The organism is Streptomyces sp. NPDC005263, from assembly GCF_042872365.1.
Lineage (GTDB): Bacteria > Actinomycetota > Actinomycetes > Streptomycetales > Streptomycetaceae > Streptomyces.
Genome location: NZ_JBIAKJ010000004.1, coordinates 161,119 through 177,050, shown reverse-complemented (window position 1 = coordinate 177,050; position 15,932 = coordinate 161,119). Strand labels below are relative to the sequence as shown.

Annotated in this window: 15 protein-coding genes; 12 read left to right on the top strand and 3 right to left on the bottom strand. The window is 70.0% G+C overall.

Annotation, left to right across the window (positions count from 1 at the left end; all coding sequences use genetic code 11):
• Positions 1–73 precede the first annotated feature (73 nt).
• From rsmD to mutM, 7 genes are all read left to right on the top strand, one after another.
• Positions 74–658 (top strand): 16S rRNA (guanine(966)-N(2))-methyltransferase RsmD, encoded by a 585-nt coding sequence (rsmD, locus tag ACFYRY_RS19345; protein WP_389146686.1) that lies wholly within the window; start codon positions 74–76, stop codon positions 656–658.
• 26 nt (positions 659–684) lie between these two features.
• Entirely contained in the window at positions 685–1,164 is a 480-nt protein-coding gene (coaD, locus tag ACFYRY_RS19340) for a pantetheine-phosphate adenylyltransferase (RefSeq protein WP_362448540.1), read from the top strand.
• A gap of 98 nt (positions 1,165–1,262) precedes the next feature.
• Positions 1,263–2,411, top strand: coding sequence for a cell division initiation protein (locus tag ACFYRY_RS19335; RefSeq protein ID WP_389146683.1), 1,149 nt, complete (start codon positions 1,263–1,265; stop codon positions 2,409–2,411).
• Between the two features lie 163 nt (positions 2,412–2,574).
• On the top strand, positions 2,575–3,219 hold the full coding sequence (locus tag ACFYRY_RS19330) for a YceD family protein (RefSeq protein ID WP_389146680.1): 645 nt from the start codon (positions 2,575–2,577) through the stop codon (positions 3,217–3,219).
• 2 nt (positions 3,220–3,221) lie between these two features.
• On the top strand, positions 3,222–3,395 hold the full coding sequence (rpmF, locus tag ACFYRY_RS19325; RefSeq protein WP_006139588.1) for a 50S ribosomal protein L32: 174 nt from the start codon (positions 3,222–3,224) through the stop codon (positions 3,393–3,395).
• Positions 3,396–3,414: 19 nt separating this feature from the next.
• Entirely contained in the window at positions 3,415–4,227 is an 813-nt protein-coding gene (gene rnc / locus ACFYRY_RS19320; protein ID WP_389148342.1) for a ribonuclease III, read from the top strand.
• 89 nt (positions 4,228–4,316) lie between these two features.
• Positions 4,317–5,219, top strand: a complete 903-nt coding sequence (gene mutM, locus ACFYRY_RS19315; protein WP_389146677.1) for a bifunctional DNA-formamidopyrimidine glycosylase/DNA-(apurinic or apyrimidinic site) lyase — start codon at positions 4,317–4,319, stop codon at positions 5,217–5,219.
• Here mutM and ACFYRY_RS19310 read toward each other — a convergent pair.
• Both ACFYRY_RS19310 and ACFYRY_RS19305 read right to left on the bottom strand, forming a co-directional pair.
• Positions 5,192–5,593: a winged helix-turn-helix transcriptional regulator gene (locus ACFYRY_RS19310; RefSeq protein ID WP_389146674.1), complete on the bottom strand. Its 402-nt coding sequence runs from the start codon at positions 5,591–5,593 to the stop codon at positions 5,192–5,194. The two genes, mutM and ACFYRY_RS19310, sit on opposite strands and share 28 nt — an antisense overlap.
• 73 nt (positions 5,594–5,666) lie before the next feature.
• On the bottom strand, positions 5,667–6,866 hold the full coding sequence (locus ACFYRY_RS19305; protein WP_389146671.1) for a CAP domain-containing protein: 1,200 nt from the start codon (positions 6,864–6,866) through the stop codon (positions 5,667–5,669).
• 166 nt (positions 6,867–7,032) lie between these two features.
• Here ACFYRY_RS19305 and ACFYRY_RS19300 point away from each other — a divergent pair, with 166 nt between their 5' ends.
• The 4 genes from ACFYRY_RS19300 (at position 7,033) to ACFYRY_RS19285 (ending at position 13,331) form a co-directional block, all read left to right on the top strand.
• Positions 7,033–7,314 carry an acylphosphatase gene (locus ACFYRY_RS19300; RefSeq protein WP_356767488.1) on the top strand — a complete coding sequence of 94 codons (282 nt, stop codon included), beginning with the start codon at positions 7,033–7,035 and terminating at the stop codon, positions 7,312–7,314.
• A gap of 379 nt (positions 7,315–7,693) precedes the next feature.
• Positions 7,694–7,897: a hypothetical protein gene (locus tag ACFYRY_RS19295; RefSeq protein WP_016432419.1), complete on the top strand. Its 204-nt coding sequence runs from the start codon at positions 7,694–7,696 to the stop codon at positions 7,895–7,897.
• Between the two features lie 225 nt (positions 7,898–8,122).
• Complete coding sequence (gene smc, locus ACFYRY_RS19290) at positions 8,123–11,677, top strand: chromosome segregation protein SMC (RefSeq protein ID WP_389146668.1); 3,555 nt, start codon at positions 8,123–8,125, stop codon at positions 11,675–11,677.
• Between the two features lie 235 nt (positions 11,678–11,912).
• Positions 11,913–13,331, top strand: a complete 1,419-nt coding sequence (locus ACFYRY_RS19285) for a sugar porter family MFS transporter (RefSeq protein WP_389146665.1) — start codon at positions 11,913–11,915, stop codon at positions 13,329–13,331.
• A 122-nt stretch (positions 13,332–13,453) separates the two neighbouring features.
• On the opposite strand, the gene ACFYRY_RS19280 is transcribed toward ACFYRY_RS19285, so the two are convergent.
• Positions 13,454–14,425 (bottom strand): LLM class flavin-dependent oxidoreductase, encoded by a 972-nt coding sequence (locus ACFYRY_RS19280; RefSeq protein ID WP_389146662.1) that lies wholly within the window; start codon positions 14,423–14,425, stop codon positions 13,454–13,456.
• A gap of 243 nt (positions 14,426–14,668) precedes the next feature.
• Here ACFYRY_RS19280 and ftsY point away from each other — a divergent pair, with 243 nt between their 5' ends.
• The gene (gene ftsY, locus ACFYRY_RS19275; protein WP_389146659.1) at positions 14,669–15,871 is read left to right on the top strand and encodes a signal recognition particle-docking protein FtsY; all 1,203 of its coding nucleotides are present in this window, start codon (positions 14,669–14,671) and stop codon (positions 15,869–15,871) included.
• The last annotated feature ends 61 nt before the right edge of the window (positions 15,872–15,932 follow it).

The following is a 15,932-nucleotide window of genomic DNA, read 5'->3' as shown; positions in this document are numbered from 1 at the left end:
CGACCAGCCACACTGAACCTACAGACGCCATCCATAGACGCCACCGACAGACGCCCACAACCAAGGACCCCAGATGACCCGCGTGATCGCCGGCACAGCCGGCGGACGTCGCCTGTCCGTCCCGCCAGGGACCGGCACCCGCCCCACCTCCGACCGCGCGCGCGAGGGTCTCTTCTCCACCTGGCAGTCCCTGCTCGGCGGCCCCCTGGACGGCGAGCGGGTCCTCGACCTGTACGCGGGTTCGGGCGCCGTCGGCCTGGAGGCCCTGTCCCGGGGCGCCGGTCACACCCTGCTGGTCGAGGCCGACGCCCGGGCCGCCCGCATCGTCCGGGAGAACGTGCGGAATCTGGGCCTGCCCGGCGCCGAGGTCAGGGCGGGCAAGGCCCACCAGGTCATCCAGGTGCCGCCGGAGCAGCCGTACGACCTCGCCTTCCTCGACCCGCCGTACGCCGTCTCGGACGGCGATCTTCGGGAGATCCTGCTCACACTCCTCTCCGGGGGCTGGCTCGCGCCCGAAGCCCTCGTCACCGTGGAGCGCAGCACCAGAGGCGGCGAATTCCACTGGCCGGACGGTTTCGAAGCGATCCGGGCCCGTCGCTACGGCGAGGGAACGTTTTGGTACGGTCGCGCCGCCTCTACGTGCGAAGACGCACGATGACCGGACCGGAGAGCGAGGGATCTCAAGTGCGCCGCGCCGTCTGTCCCGGGTCGTTCGACCCGATCACCAACGGACACCTCGACATCATTTCCCGCGCCTCGCGTCTGTACGACGAGGTCTATGTCGCGGTCATGATCAACAAGTCGAAGAGAGGCCTGTTCGAGATCGACGAGCGGATCGACCTGATCCGCCAGGTCACCGCCGAGTACGGGAACGTCCGGGTGGAGGCCTTCCACGGCCTCCTCGTCGACTTCTGCAAGCAGCGCGACATCCCGGCCATCGTCAAGGGCCTGCGCGCGGTCAGCGACTTCGACTACGAGCTGCAGATGGCCCAGATGAACAACGGCCTGTCGGGGGTGGAGACCCTGTTCGTGCCCACCAACCCGACCTACAGTTTCCTCTCCTCCTCCCTGGTCAAGGAGGTCGCGACCTGGGGCGGGGACGTCTCCCACCTGGTACCGCCACTGGTCCTCGAGGCCCTCGCCGAGCGGCTCCGGCAGGACTGACGAGCTGACGAACCGTCAGCCGGTGTCCGCCGGTCGCCTCATGGCCGTACAGTCGTCCCGTCCGTCTCCAACACAGCTGTAGAGAGTGGCGAGCACAGGTGGACGTGCAGAAGAAGCTCGACGAGATCGTGTCCGCGGTCTCCGGTGCCCGGTCGATGCCCATGTCGGCCTCGTGCGTGGTCAACCGCGCCGACCTGCTCGCGATGCTGGAAGAGGTGCGCGCGGCCCTGCCCGGCTCCCTGGCGCAGGCCCAGGAGCTGATCGGCGACCGTGAGCAGATGGTCGAGCAGGCCCGCCAGGAGGCAGAGCGGATCATCGGGCAGGCGCACGCCGAGCGTGGCTCCCTGATCTCCGACACGGAGGTGGCCCGCCGCTCCCAGGCCGAGGCCGACCGCATCCTCGCCGAGGCCCGCCAGGAGGCGGAGGAGGTCCGCGCGGAGGCCGACGACTACGTCGACTCCAAGCTCGCCAACTTCGAGGTCGTCCTCACCAAGACGCTCGGCTCGGTCGGCCGCGGCCGGGAGAAGCTCCTCGGTACTGGCCCGGGCACCGACGAACAGGGCTACCAGGACGAGGACGCCCCCGAGCGCAGCCACGACCCGGACACCCTGCGCCGCACCGCCGACGAGTACGTCGACGTCAAGCTCGGCGCCTTCGAGGCGGTCCTCGCCAAGACCCTGGAGGCCGTCGGCCGCGGCCGTCAGAAGCTGCACGGCCGGATCGCCAGCGACGACCTCGGGGCCCTCGCCGACGACCTCTCCACCGTCCAGCACTCCAGCGACGCCGACTACCTCGCCGACCTCGCCGCTCTCACGGCGCGGGAGACCATGGCCGCCCCGGTCGAGCAGCCCGTACCGCAGCAGTACGACCAGCAGGACATGCAGCCGGCCTACGGCTATCAGCAGCAGCCCGACACCTACGGCGGCGGCTACCAGCAGCAGTACCCGGGTCAGCAGGACCCGTACGGCTACCAGCAGGCCGACCCGTACTCCGCCGCCTCCGGCTACGCTCCGGCGGGAGGTGCCCCCGGCGCCCCCTTCCAGGGCTACGACGGCCATCAGGACGCCTACGACCCGCACCAGGCCCAGCAGGCCCAGCAGGCGCAGCCGGACCACCAGGCACAGCCGGAGCACCCGGGTTACATCCCGCAGCAGGCGCACGCCCTCGATGAGACCAGTCTCTTCGACACCAGCATGATCAGTGCGGAGCAGTTGCGGGCCTATGAGCAGGGGCGCGGAAACAGCTGAGCCGCCTCTCCGAGGAGGGGCGCCGACCGGGAGCGCACACCGGATTGGGCCGTGAGCGAAAGGTCCAGTATCCTGGCTCTTCGGTCGCGTGCACGTCCGCGATCAACGCTGCCCGGGAACACCGAAGGGCAGCGCCCCCGAGCTCAGCAGATCGAAAGTTGGAATGGCCCTGAACGCCCGCCTCGACCACCGCAACCCCCTCGTGTTCGACACACACGAGCTGGGTCGGCGGCCTGGTGCGCTGCAGCGCCTGACCCGCACGGTCGACGCTCCCAAGGATCTCGGTATCCAGGAGGTCATCGGAGTGCCGGAAGGCTCCCCGGTGAAGCTCGAACTCCGGCTCGAGTCGGTCATGGAAGGGGTGCTTGTCACAGGCACCGTCCGTGCGCAGGCCGAGGGGGAGTGCGTAAGGTGTCTGGAGCCGCTGGAGCTGAAGCTCGAAGCGGAGTTCCAGGAGATGTTCTCGTACCCTGACGCCGACGACCGGGGCCGCCCCAAGGCGGAGCCGGCCGACGACGCCGAGGACGACGAGGACATGCTCTTCATCGAGGACGGACTGTTCGACCTCGAGCCCGTGCTGCGTGATGCGGTGGTGCTCGCACTGCCGATGCAGCCGGTGTGCCAGGAAGACTGCCCAGGACTGTGCGCCCAGTGCGGAGCACGCCTTGCGGACGACCCGGGCCACCACCATGACGCCGTCGACATCCGTTGGGCGGCACTGCAGGGACTCGCCGGTTCACTCGAAGATGGCGAGAAGGACGACACCAGCGACGCCGAAGCGGGCGTCGACGAGAAGCAGGAGAAGTAGCCGTGGCTGTTCCGAAGCGGAAGATGTCGCGCAGCAACACGCGCCACCGCCGGTCGCAGTGGAAGGCTGCGGTCCCCACCCTGGTTGCGTGCGAGCGCTGCCACGAGCCCAAGCTGCAGCACATCGCGTGCCCGGCTTGCGGCACCTACAACAAGCGCCAGGTCCTCGAGGTCTGAGCGGCCGGTGAGAGGCACAGTGTCCACGCCCAAGAAGAACGGGTCCCGCGTGAGCGGGAGTGCCCCGGCGGACAACACGGCCTCGTCCCACACGCTGTTGGAAGGGCGGCTCGGGTACACACTCGAGTCCGCCCTTCTGGTGCGTGCGTTGACCCACCGTTCCTTCGCGTACGAGAACGGCGGTCTGCCGACCAACGAACGCCTGGAGTTCCTCGGGGACTCCGTGCTCGGCCTCGTGGTCACGGACACGCTGTACCGCATCCACCCCGACCTGCCGGAAGGCCAACTGGCCAAGCTGCGGGCCGCGGTGGTCAACTCGCGTGCGCTGGCGGAGGTCGGCCGCGGGCTCGACCTGGGTTCCTTCATCCGGCTCGGCCGCGGTGAAGAGGGCACGGGCGGCCGGGACAAGGCATCCATCCTCGCCGACACCCTGGAAGCGGTGATCGGTGCGGTCTATCTCGACCAGGGACTGGACTCGGCGGCGGAGTTGGTGCACCGCCTGTTCGACCCCCTGATCGAGAAGTCCTCGAACCTCGGAGCCGGCCTGGACTGGAAGACCAGTCTCCAGGAGCTCACCGCGACCGAAGGCCTCGGTGTCCCCGAGTACCTGGTCACGGAGACCGGCCCCGACCACGAGAAGACCTTCACTGCTGCCGCCCGCGTCGGAGGCGTCTCGTACGGCACCGGCACCGGCCGCAGCAAGAAGGAGGCGGAGCAGCAGGCCGCGGAATCCGCGTGGCGGTCCATCCGGGCCGCGGCGGACGAGCGCGCCAAGGTGGCGGCCCAGCAGACCGTCGCGGACGACGAAGGACCGTCGTCCGTCTCCGCCTGACCGAACAAGCACATCCGAGCGCCCGCCCCTGGGATTCTGTCCCGGGGTGGGCGCTCGCCTCATACACCGGTTCGTGACGGGGGAGCCCCATGCCCGAGTTGCCCGAGGTCGAGGTCGTCCGGCGCGGCCTGGCACGGTGGGTCGCCCACCGTACGGTCGCCGAGGTCGAGGTGCTGCATCCGCGTGCGGTACGACGTCACGTGGCCGGAGCGGACGACTTCGCGCACCGTCTCAAGGGCCACCGCATCGGCACCCCCAGCCGCCGCGGCAAGTATCTGTGGCTGCCCCTGGAGGACACCCACCAGGCGATCCTGGCCCACCTCGGCATGAGCGGTCAGCTCCTGGTCCAGCCGCACGCGGCGCCCGACGAGAAGCACCTGCGCATCCGGGTCCGGTTCGCGGACACGCTGACCTTCGCGGACACGCCGACGTCGGACGCTTCCGCGGAGGAGTCCACCGAACTCCGTTTCGTCGACCAACGCACCTTCGGCGGCCTGTCGTTGCACGAGACGAGCCCCGACGGTCTGCCCGACGTGATCGCGCACATCGCCCGCGACCCCCTCGACCCGCTCTTCGACGACGAGGCCTTCCACCAGGCCCTGCGCCGCAAGCGCAGCACCGTCAAACGGGCCCTGCTGGACCAGTCGTTGATCAGCGGCGTCGGCAACATCTATGCGGACGAGGCCCTTTGGCGCTCCCGCATCCACTACGAGCGCCCCACCGCGCACTTCACCCGTCCGCGCACCGCCGAACTCCTCGGCCACATCCGGGACGTGATGAACGAGGCCCTCGCCGTCGGCGGCACGAGCTTCGACAGCCTGTACGTCAATGTCAACGGCGAGTCGGGCTACTTCGACCGGTCGCTCGACGCGTACGGGCGGGCGGGCCTGCCCTGCAAACGCTGTGCCACCCCGATGCGCCGACGGCCGTGGATGAACCGGTCCAGCTACTTCTGCCCGCGCTGTCAGCGCGCCCCGCGGGTCTCGTCGTAACGCTCCCGGGCCACCAGGACCTCGTCCATCCTGCCCTCCACGAAGTGGATGAGGGCCAGCAGACGCTGGGCGACCTCGTGGCCGAGCGGGGTCAGTTCGTAGTCCACCCGGGGCGGGTTCGTCGGCTGGGCCTCCCGGTGCACCAGGCCGTCGCGCTCCAGCGCGTGCAGTGTCTGGGACAGCATCTTCTCGCTCACGCCGTCGACCCGGCGGCGCAGCTCGTTGAAGCGCAGCGAGCCCTCCTGCAGGGCGCCGAGCGTGAGCGCGCCCCAGCGTCCCGTGACGTGCTCCAGCGTGCCGCGCGAGGGACAGGCCTTGGCGAACACGTTGTACGGGAGGTCCTGCGCCTCCGCGCGCTCCTGGGTGATGTCCATCCCCCAAGCGTACGCGAACACAGCGCTAACCGACAGGTTGCACTAACTGGGAGTTAGTGCAACCGGTCTGGTGCTAGTACCCGAAGTCCTGCGTCCACCACGGACCGCCCGACCCGAAGTGCACGCCGACCCCCAACGTCTTGAAGTCGCAGTTGAGGATGTTGGCCTTGTGGCCGGGGCTGTTCATCCAGGCCTTCATCACCGCGGCCGCGGTGGCCTGCCCCCGCGCGATGTTCTCGCCGCCGAGATCGCTGATCCCGGCCTTCGCCGCACGGTCCCAGGGCGTCGCGCCGCTCGGATCGGTGTGGTCGAAGAACTTCTGCTTGGCCATGGCGTCGCTGAAGTCCTCGGCGAGGTCGGACAGCGCGCTGTTGGCGGACAGCGCGCTGCAGCCCACCTTCGCCCGCTCCTGGTTGACGAGCTTGAGCACCTGGGCCGCGGCCTGGTTCTCGGCGGACACGGCCACCGGGGCACTGGTGTGCTCCGGCGCCTTGGTGGCCGCACGCGAAGCCGGGGCCTGGGGCACCTTGCTTGGCGTGGTCTCCGGCTTCGTCGGCGGCGCCTTGGTGGGCGTCGGCGAGGCCGTAGCCGACGACGTGGAGGGGGAGGGTGTGGGGGAGAGGGAGCGGTCGGCGCCGCCGCGGCTGGTCGAGGTGGATTCCTCGCGGCTCTCGGCGCTGCCGGAGGTGCCGCCCTGCTCGACCGGGATGTTGGTCGGCGTTCCGGCGGCCTGCACGTTGCCGCCGCCGCTGTTGGTGTCGCCGCCGAGCCGGTAGTTGTCGAGGCCGGGCACCGCGCCCGTGGCGACCGCGACCGTCCCGAGCGCGACCGCCGCGGAGACCCCGAGCAGACCGGTCTTGACCGGCGTCGACGTCCTCCTCTTGCGGCGCCGCGACCGCCCGGACCGGGAACCTCCGTCAGGCGTGAAGCCACCGCCGCGAGGGGACGCGGGGTCGGGGCCGAAAACCGTGGCGTAGTCCTCCTCCGACGCGAAGAGGTAGGCGGCACTGCGTGCGGAGGTCTCGGTGTACGCCTCGAGGTCACGATAAGGAGCCGTGCCGCCTCCCGGGTGGCCGTCCGAGGCGTACGGATCCCGCGGGTCCTGGGGGTACGGGTACTGCGAGTCCTGAACAGAAGAATCCCGCGACCCGTAGTCAAAGCTGTACGAGTCCTGCGGGTCGTGGCTGCCCCGGTACGAGCCGTGCGATGGTGCGACCCCCGTGGCGCGGCTGGTGGCGGCGCGGCCGGCGGCGGAGCGTCGGTGGCGTCCCATGTCCTTGCCTTCCTCGTCCTGTGCGGTCGACGCGTCCCCCCGGTCAACCAAGGTCACAAAACTCACACGATGTGAGTTTCATATGAGATTCATTGGGTGGGGACGGTACCGCATGGCGCCGGAGGAGGAAGTGTCCGAGGGGACATTGCGCGGCTAGGTTGCACTCATGAGTGACGATGTACGGCTGGTTGCCTGGGTGCGGGGACGCGTCCAAGGTGTGGGTTTTCGCTGGTTCACGCGGGCCAAGGCGCTGGAGATCGGCGGCCTGAGTGGTTTTGCTCTCAATCTGGCCGACGGCCGGGTCCAGGTGGTCGCCGAGGGCCCGCCCGCCGGGTGTCAAGGTCTCCTCGACTGGCTCCAGGGAGACGACACGCCCGGGCACGTGGCTGGTGTCACCGAGATCTGGGACACACCGCGCGGGGGCTACGACGGGTTCGCCATCCGCTGACCCGTTCAGTCAAACAGCCCAGGCGGAAGCGGAGGGGCATGCCACTGGCACCTGCCCGGAGCAGAAAAAGCCTGGTGGTTGCCAAGAACCGCTTGCGGTGGCAGGCTCGCCGGGTAAGGATGATCGTCTCGCTCCGAGGGCCCCGTGGGAGCCGCAGCGCCGCCGTTCCAGGCCGCGCGGATCCGGGTTGCCGCCAATACGGGGTGTGATCGTGTTGACCGTCAAACTTTTTGGTGAGACGCTGAAAGCACCCCGCGCACCTCAGCTGTTTGGCATGGATGAACGGCAGCACAACTCAACAGTGCCAAGCACCGCGGGTGCGAATCCCTCACGACCCACACCGCTTCGGTCGGTCACTCAGTGTGGAGGCCCATCCATCATGGCAAAGGCGCTTCTCGGTTACGTCGGCGGCTCCGACCCTCGACTCCTCGCCGAGATGCGACGGCTCCAGCAGCGCGTCCAAGACCTGGAATCCGAGCTTGTACGGATCCAGGCCGAGAACGACGCGCTCGCGGCTGCCGCTTCTCACGACAGGATCATGGAGAGCATCGACGCACACCAGGCGGAGCCCGCGCTCACCTGATCACTGCATCGCTCCACGACAGCTCACGCAGTGGTTGGGCAGCCTGTATCAACCGCTAAGTTGTCAGAGTTGCAAGGGACGCTTCGGCGTCCCTTCTTTCTTTCCCCCGCCTTTTTTGCCCCCGCATTCTTTCACTCTCTTCAACGTCTGATGTGCCCTGCATGTTCATGGGTGAAACCGCGGGTTCATGGAGTGAGGCACCCCCGGAAGGTAGAGTCCAGCGGCGTGCACCTCAAGGCCCTGACCCTCCGGGGGTTCAAGTCGTTCGCCTCGGCGACCACACTCCGGTTCGAACCGGGGATCACGTGCGTCGTCGGACCGAACGGCTCGGGAAAGTCCAATGTGGTGGACGCGCTCAGCTGGGTCATGGGCGAGCAGGGCGCCAAGTCGCTGCGCGGCGGCAAGATGGAGGACGTCATCTTCGCCGGCACCACCGGCCGCCCCCCGCTGGGCCGCGCCGAGGTGTCCCTGACCATCGACAACTCCGACGGGGCGCTGCCCATCGAGTACGCCGAGGTCACCATCACGCGGATCATGTTCCGCAACGGCGGCAGCGAGTACCAGATCAACGGTGACACCTGCCGGCTCCTCGACATCCAGGAACTGCTGTCCGACTCCGGCATCGGCCGCGAGATGCACGTCATCGTCGGCCAGGGCCAGCTCGACTCCGTCCTGCACGCCGACCCCATGGGCCGCCGCGCCTTCATCGAGGAGGCCGCGGGCGTCCTCAAGCACCGCAAGCGCAAGGAGAAGGCGCTGCGGAAGCTGGACGCGATGAAGGCCAACCTCGCGCGCGTGCAGGACCTGACCGACGAACTGCGGCGCCAGCTCAAGCCCCTCGGCCGCCAGGCCGCGGTCGCCCGACGGGCCGCCGTCATCCAGGCCGACCTCCGCGACGCCCGCCTGCGTCTCCTCGCCGACGACCTCGTACGGCTGCACAACGCGCTGCGCGCCGAGGTCGCCGACGAGGCCGCGCTGAAGGAGCGCAAGGAGACCGCGGAGCTGGAGCTGAAACGGGCCCAGCAGCGCGAGGCACTCCTGGAGGACCAGGTGCGGCAGCTCTCGCCCCGTCTCCAGCGCGCCCAGCAGACCTGGTACGAGCTGTCACAGCTGGCCGAGCGGGTGCGCGGCACCATCTCGCTGGCCGAGGCGCGGGTGAAGAGCGCCACCTCCGCGCCTCCCGAGGAACGACGGGGACGCGACCCGGAGGACATGGAACGCGAGGCCGCCCGGATCCGTGAGCAGGAGGCCGAACTGGAGGCGGCCCTGGAGGCGGCCGAGCACGCCCTGGAGGACACGGTCGCGCACCGTTCCGAACTGGAGCGCGAACTCGCCCAGGAAGAACGGCGCCTCAAGGACGTGGCCCGGGCCATCGCGGACCGCCGTGAGGGACTGGCCCGGCTGAACGGCCAGGTCAACGCGGCCCGTTCGCGGGCGGGCTCCGCCCAGGCCGAGATCGACCGGCTGGCCGCCGCACGGGACGAGGCGCAGGAGCGGGCCGTCGCCGCGCAGGAGGAGTACGAGGCCCTCAAGGCCGAGGTCGACGGACTCGACGCCGGCGACGCCGAACTCGCCGAGCGGCACGAGGTGGCCAAGCGTGAACTCGCCGAGGCCGAGGCCGGGCTCACCGCGGCCCGGGAGTCGGTCACCGCGGCGGAACGCAGCCGGGCCGCGACCCAGGCCCGCCACGAGGCGCTGGCGCTGGGCCTGCGGCGCAAGGACGGCACCGGCGCGCTGCTCGCGGCGAAGGACCGCCTCGCCGGACTGCTCGGCCCGGCCGCCGAACTGCTCACCGTGACCCCGGGACACGAGGTCGCCCTGGCCGCGGCCCTCGGTGCCGCCGCCGACGCCCTCGCGGTGACCACCCCGTCGGCCGCGGCCGACGCCATCCGCCTGCTGCGCAAGCAGGACGCGGGGCGGGCGGCGCTGCTGCTGAGCGGCGCCGCCGACGACGTACCGCGGGAGGCCCGGACCGAGGGGCCGCCGTACGCGGCCGACCTCGTCCGCGCCCCCGCCGACCTGATGCCCGCCGTACGACGTCTGCTGCGCGGGATCGTCGTCGTGGGCACCCTCGAGGACGCCGAGGATCTGGTGTACGCGCGGCCCGACCTCACCGCGGTGACCGCCGAGGGCGACCTGCTGGGCGCGCACTTCGCACAGGGCGGGTCCGCCGGGGCGCCGAGCCTGCTCGAAGTGCAGGCATCCGTGGACGAGGCGGCCGCCGAGCTGGAAGAGCTGGCCGTGCGGTGTGAGGCGCTGACCGAGGCGCAGCACGCGGCGGTGGAGCGGCGTGGGGAGTGTGCCGCGCGGGTCGAGGAACTGGGGGAGCGGCGCCGGGCCGCCGACCGGGAGAAGTCGGCGGTGGCCCAGCAGTTGGGGCGGCTGTCCGGGCAGGCGCGTGGCGCCGCCGGCGAGGCCGAGCGGTCCGTCGCCGCCGCCGCTCGGGCGCAGGAGGCGCTCGACAAGGCCCTCCAGGACGTCGAGGAACTGGCCGAACGGCTCGCCGTCGCCGAGGAGATGCCGGTCGAGGAGGAACCCGACACATCGGTGCGCGACCGGCTCGCCGCCGACGGGGCCAACGCCCGGCAGACCGAGATGGAGGCCCGTCTCCAGGTCCGTACGCACGAGGAACGGGTCAAGGGGCTCGCCGGGCGGGCCGATTCACTCGACCGGGCCGCCCGCGCGGAACGCGAGGCGCGCGCCCGCGCTGAGCAGCGGCGGGCGCGCCTGAGACACGAGGCCGCCGTCGCGCAGGCCGTGGCCTCCGGCGCCCGGCAACTGCTCGCGCACGTCGAGGTCTCCCTGACGCGGGCCGGCGAGGAGCGCACCGCGGCCGAGGCCGCCAAGGCCCGACGGGAGCAGGAGCTGACCGCCGCGCGCACCGCGGGGCGCGATCTCAAGGCGGAGCTCGACAAGTTGACGGATTCAGTCCACCGGGGCGAGGTACTCGGCGCCGAGAAGCGGCTGCGGATCGAGCAGCTGGAGACCAAGGCGCTGGAGGAGTTCGGTGTGGAACCGGCGGGACTCACGGCCGAGTACGGCCCGCACCAGCTGGTGCCGCCCTCGCCCCCCGCCGAGGGCGAGGAGCTGCCGGAGGACCCCGAGCACCCGCGCAACCGGCCGAGGCAGTTCCACCGGGCGGAGCAGGAGAGGCGGCTGAAGGCGGCCGAGCGTGCGTACCAGCAGCTCGGCAAGGTCAACCCGCTCGCCCTGGAGGAGTTCGCCGCGCTGGAGGAACGCCACCAGTTCCTCAGCGAGCAGCTGGAGGACCTGAAGAAGACCCGCGCCGACCTGCTCCAGGTCGTCAAGGAGGTCGACGAGCGCGTTGAGCAGGTCTTCACCGAGGCCTACCGGGACACCGCCCGCGAGTTCGAGGGCGTGTTCGGCCGGCTGTTCCCGGGCGGTGACGGGCGCCTGATCCTGACCGACCCCGACAACATGCTCACCACGGGCGTGGACGTCGAGGCGCGTCCGCCGGGCAAGAAGGTCAAGCGGCTCTCGCTGCTCTCCGGCGGCGAGCGGTCACTGACCGCCGTGGCGCTGCTCGTGTCGATCTTCAAGGCCCGGCCCAGCCCGTTCTATGTGATGGACGAGGTCGAGGCGGCGCTCGACGACACCAACCTCCAGCGGCTGATCCGCATCATGCAGGAGTTGCAGGAAGCCTCCCAGCTGATCGTGATCACGCACCAGAAGCGGACGATGGAGGTCGCCGACGCGCTGTACGGCGTCTCCATGCAGGGCGACGGTGTGTCGAAGGTCATCTCGCAGCGCCTGCGGTAATTCCGTGCGCATTACAGCTATCGCCACCTGCGATTCTTGATGGCTTCACTTATTGAACACATAGCTGTCAGCCGGTGGTCTCATAACCCACACCAGACCCTCTCTTGACTTCGAAACTTGAAGGCATAGTCTCTGCAACGTTGCTTTTACCTTCAGGTGGTGGGCAGCCCATGCTGGGCGCCACCGGAGGGTCGTTCCCACGCCGGCAGCGTTGCCGGTGGCCCGAGGAGTACACGTGACCAGCACAGCGCAGGCATCCAGTTCAGGAGCCGCTTCGGCTCACCCCGATCATCTCGGGCACGTCATCTTCATCGCGGCGGCGGCCGCGATGGGCGGTTTCCTCTTCGGCTACGACAGCTCCGTGATCAACGGTGCCGTCGAGGCCATCCGGGGCCGCTACGACATCGGCTCGGCGGCCCTGGCACAGGTCATCGCCGTCGCCCTGATCGGCTGTGCCATCGGCGCCGCGACCGCCGGCCGCATAGCCGACCGCATCGGCCGCATCCGGTGCATGCAGATCTCCGCTGTGCTCTTCACGATCAGCGCCATCGGTTCGGCGCTGCCCTTCGCGCTCTACGACCTCGCCTTCTGGCGCGTCGTCGGCGGCTTCGCCATCGGCATGGCCTCCGTGATCGGCCCCGCCTACATCGCCGAGGTCGCCCCACCGGCCTACCGCGGCCGCCTCGGTTCCTTCCAGCAGGCCGCGATCGTCATCGGCATCGCCATCTCCCAGCTGGTCAACTGGGGCCTGCTGAACGCCGCCGACGGCGACCAGCGCGGCGAGCTGATGGGCCTGGAGGCCTGGCAGGTCATGCTGGGCGTCATGGTGATCCCGGCCGTCCTCTACGGTCTGCTCTCCTTCGCGATCCCCGAGTCCCCGCGCTTCCTGATCTCCGTCGGCAAGCACGAGCGGGCCCGCGAGATCCTCGAAGAGGTCGAGGGCGACAAGATCGACCTGGACGCGCGCGTCACCGAGATCGAGCACGCGATGAAGAGCGAGCACAAGTCGTCCTTCAAGGACCTGCTGGGCGGCGGCTTCTTCTTCAAGCCGATCGTCTGGATCGGTATCGGGCTCTCGGTCTTCCAGCAGTTCGTCGGCATCAACGTCGCGTTCTACTACTCCTCGACCCTGTGGCAGTCGGTCGGCGTCGACCCGACGGACTCGTTCTTCTACTCCTTCACGACGTCGATCATCAACATCCTCGGCACCGTGGTCGCGATGATCTTCGTGGACCGCGTCGGCCGCAAGCCGCTGGCCCTGATCGGCTCCGTCGGCATGGTGGTCGGACTCGGCCTGGAGGCGTGGGCGTTCTCCTTCGACCTGGTCGACGGCAAGCTGCCGGCCACCCAGGGCTGGATCGCCCTGATCGCCGCCCATGTGTTCGTGCTCTTCTTCGCCCTGTCCTGGGGTGTGGTCGTCTGGGTCTTCCTCGGCGAGATGTTCCCGAACCGGCTCCGCGCCGCCGCCCTGGGTGTGGCCGCCTCCGCGCAGTGGATCGCCAACTGGGCCATCACCGCGAGCTTCCCGTCGCTGGCCGACTGGAACCTCTCCCTGACCTACGTGATCTACACGGTCTTCGCCGCGCTCTCCATCCCGTTCGTCCTCAAGTACGTCAAGGAGACGAACGGCAAGACCCTGGAGGAGATGGGCTGACCCGCCCGTCGAGCCCCCGCGCACTCGGGGAGAAGGGCCAAGTCCCCGCTGCCCCTCTCCCCGTACCGTCCGCCGCCCCCTGTTCCGCCGCCGAGCGGGCAGGGGGCGGCGGTGTTCCCTGATCAGTCGTCCAGCGCCGGAAGGACCCGCTCCGCGAGCAGCCGCAGGCTGCGCCACCCCTCGTCCACCGGCATCCCGCCCGCCAGCGGATGCAGGACGAGGCTGTCCAGGCCCTGGGTCACGCACTCCTCGGGCGTCAGGATCCGGTAGACGCCTTCCGCCCGGAGTTCCTCCACCGTCGTGGCCGCGGATCGCACGGCCGAGCGAATGTCGCCGGACTGCCAGGAGGCGTACGTCCGCGCCTCGTGCAGGAAGTGCTCTCCGTACGCGGCCCACGCCCGGTCCGGATCCTCGGCGAGGTGCAGCAGGGGAGTCTCGGCGGCGGGCATCATCGTCCAGCCCTCGGTGCCGTACTCGACCAGCCGCTCCTTGTAGTACGCCTCGAGTTCCGGCAGATGCGCGCTGGGGAAGAAGGGCAGGCCGAGCCGGGCGGCCCGGCGGGCGGCGGCCTTCGAGGAACCGCCGACCAGGAGCAACGGGTGCGGGTCGGAGTACGGGCGCGGGGTGACCCGTACCGTACGGCCCCGGTACGTGAACTCCTCCCCGGTCCACGCCCGCAGCAGGGTCTCCAGGACCTCGTCCTGGATCCGGCCCCGGCGTTTCCAGTCCACGTCGAACAGGGCGTACTCCTCGGGCCGGTACCCGATCCCGGCCACGGTGACCAGCCGTCCGCCGCTCAGCAGATCCAGTACGGCGATGTCCTCGGCCAGGCGCAGCGGATCGTGCAGCGGGCCGATGATCGCGGAGACCGTCACCGCGATCCGGCGGGTGGCCCCGAACACCGCGCCCGCGAAGGCGAACGGTGAGGGCAGCCAGTTGTTGCCGACGCCGTGGTGTTCCTCGGTCTGCACGGTGGTGATCCCGTGTTCGTCGGCGTAGGCGGCCATCTCCAGTGCGGCCCGGTACCGGGCGCTGAGCGAGGCAGGGGTGGCGCCGGGCTCGACCAGGTTGAAGCGGACGACCGTGACGGGCATGGGGAGTCCCCCTTCACGCGGTGGACGGGAGTGGATGCGAGCGGATGCGAGTGCATGAAAGCCCATGGGGAGCGGACGAGAGGGGACGACGTTAGCTGACGACCCGTCAGACAACCAGAGGCGCGGGCATCCCGTCAGCGGCCGGTCGCGGGGCTGCTCCCTGACCGCTGAAGCCGAACCCTTCTCTTTGGAGGAAGACACAAGCTGGGCTCGATCGGACCCATGGCCGATACTGGGTGGGTTATGGAAATCGTCATCCTTGCTGTAGTCATCGCCGTGGTCGTGCTCGGTGCGCTCGGCGGGCTGGTCATCGGCAGCCGGCGCACGAAGTCGCTGCCACCGCCGCCGCCCTCCGCACCCGACATCACCGCCCCTCCGGCTGAGCCGCACGTCGGCGACGAGGCCGAGACACCGCGCGACGAACCGCGCCGGACCATAGAGGAGGTGGATCTCCCGGACGGCTCCGCTCCGACCGTCCTCGACGAACCCGTTGCCGCGCCCGCCCCCGAGATCGAGATCCCGGAGCCCACGGCCGGCCGTCTGGTCCGCCTGCGCGCCCGGCTCTCCCGCTCGCAGAACGCGCTCGGCCAGGGACTGCTCACCCTCCTGTCGCGCGAGCACCTCGACGAGGACACCTGGGAGGAGATGGAGGACATCCTCCTCACCGCCGACGTCGGCGTGCAGCCCACTCAGGAACTGGTCGAGGGGCTTCGGGAGCGGGTGAAGGTGCTCGGCACCCGCACCCCGTCCGAGCTGCGCGCCCTGCTGCGCGAGGAACTGCTCAAGCTGGTCGGGGCCGACCTCGACCGCACGGTCAAGACCGAGCCGGAGTCCAGCAAGCCCGGCATCGTGATGGTCGTCGGCGTCAACGGCACCGGCAAGACCACCACCACCGGCAAGCTCGCCCGGGTGCTGGTGGCCGACGGGCGCAGTGTCGTCCTCGGTGCCGCCGACACCTTCCGCGCGGCCGCCGCCGACCAGCTGCAGACCTGGGGCGAGCGGGTCGGCGCGCACACCGTGCGCGGACCCGAGGGCGGTGACCCCGCCTCCGTCGCGTTCGACGCGGTCAAGGAGGGCAAGGAGATGGGCGCGGACGTCGTGCTCATCGACACCGCGGGACGACTGCACACCAAGACCGGTCTCATGGACGAGCTCGGCAAGGTCAAGCGGGTCGTCGAGAAGCACGCCCCGCTGGACGAGGTGCTGCTCGTCCTCGACGCGACGACCGGCCAGAACGGGCTGATCCAGGCCCGGGTGTTCGCCGAGGTCGTCGACATCACCGGCATCGTGCTGACCAAGCTGGACGGCACGGCCAAGGGCGGCATCGTGGTCGCCGTGCAGCGCGAGCTGAAGGTGCCGGTGAAGCTGGTGGGTCTCGGCGAGGGCGCGGACGACCTGGCGCCCTTCGAGCCGGAGGCGTTCGTTGACGCCCTCATCGGAGAGTGAGCACGGCCCCTCGGAAGTTCCCTGTGTGCGCCAACCCGCGCACCCGTCAAGGCGCCCGCCC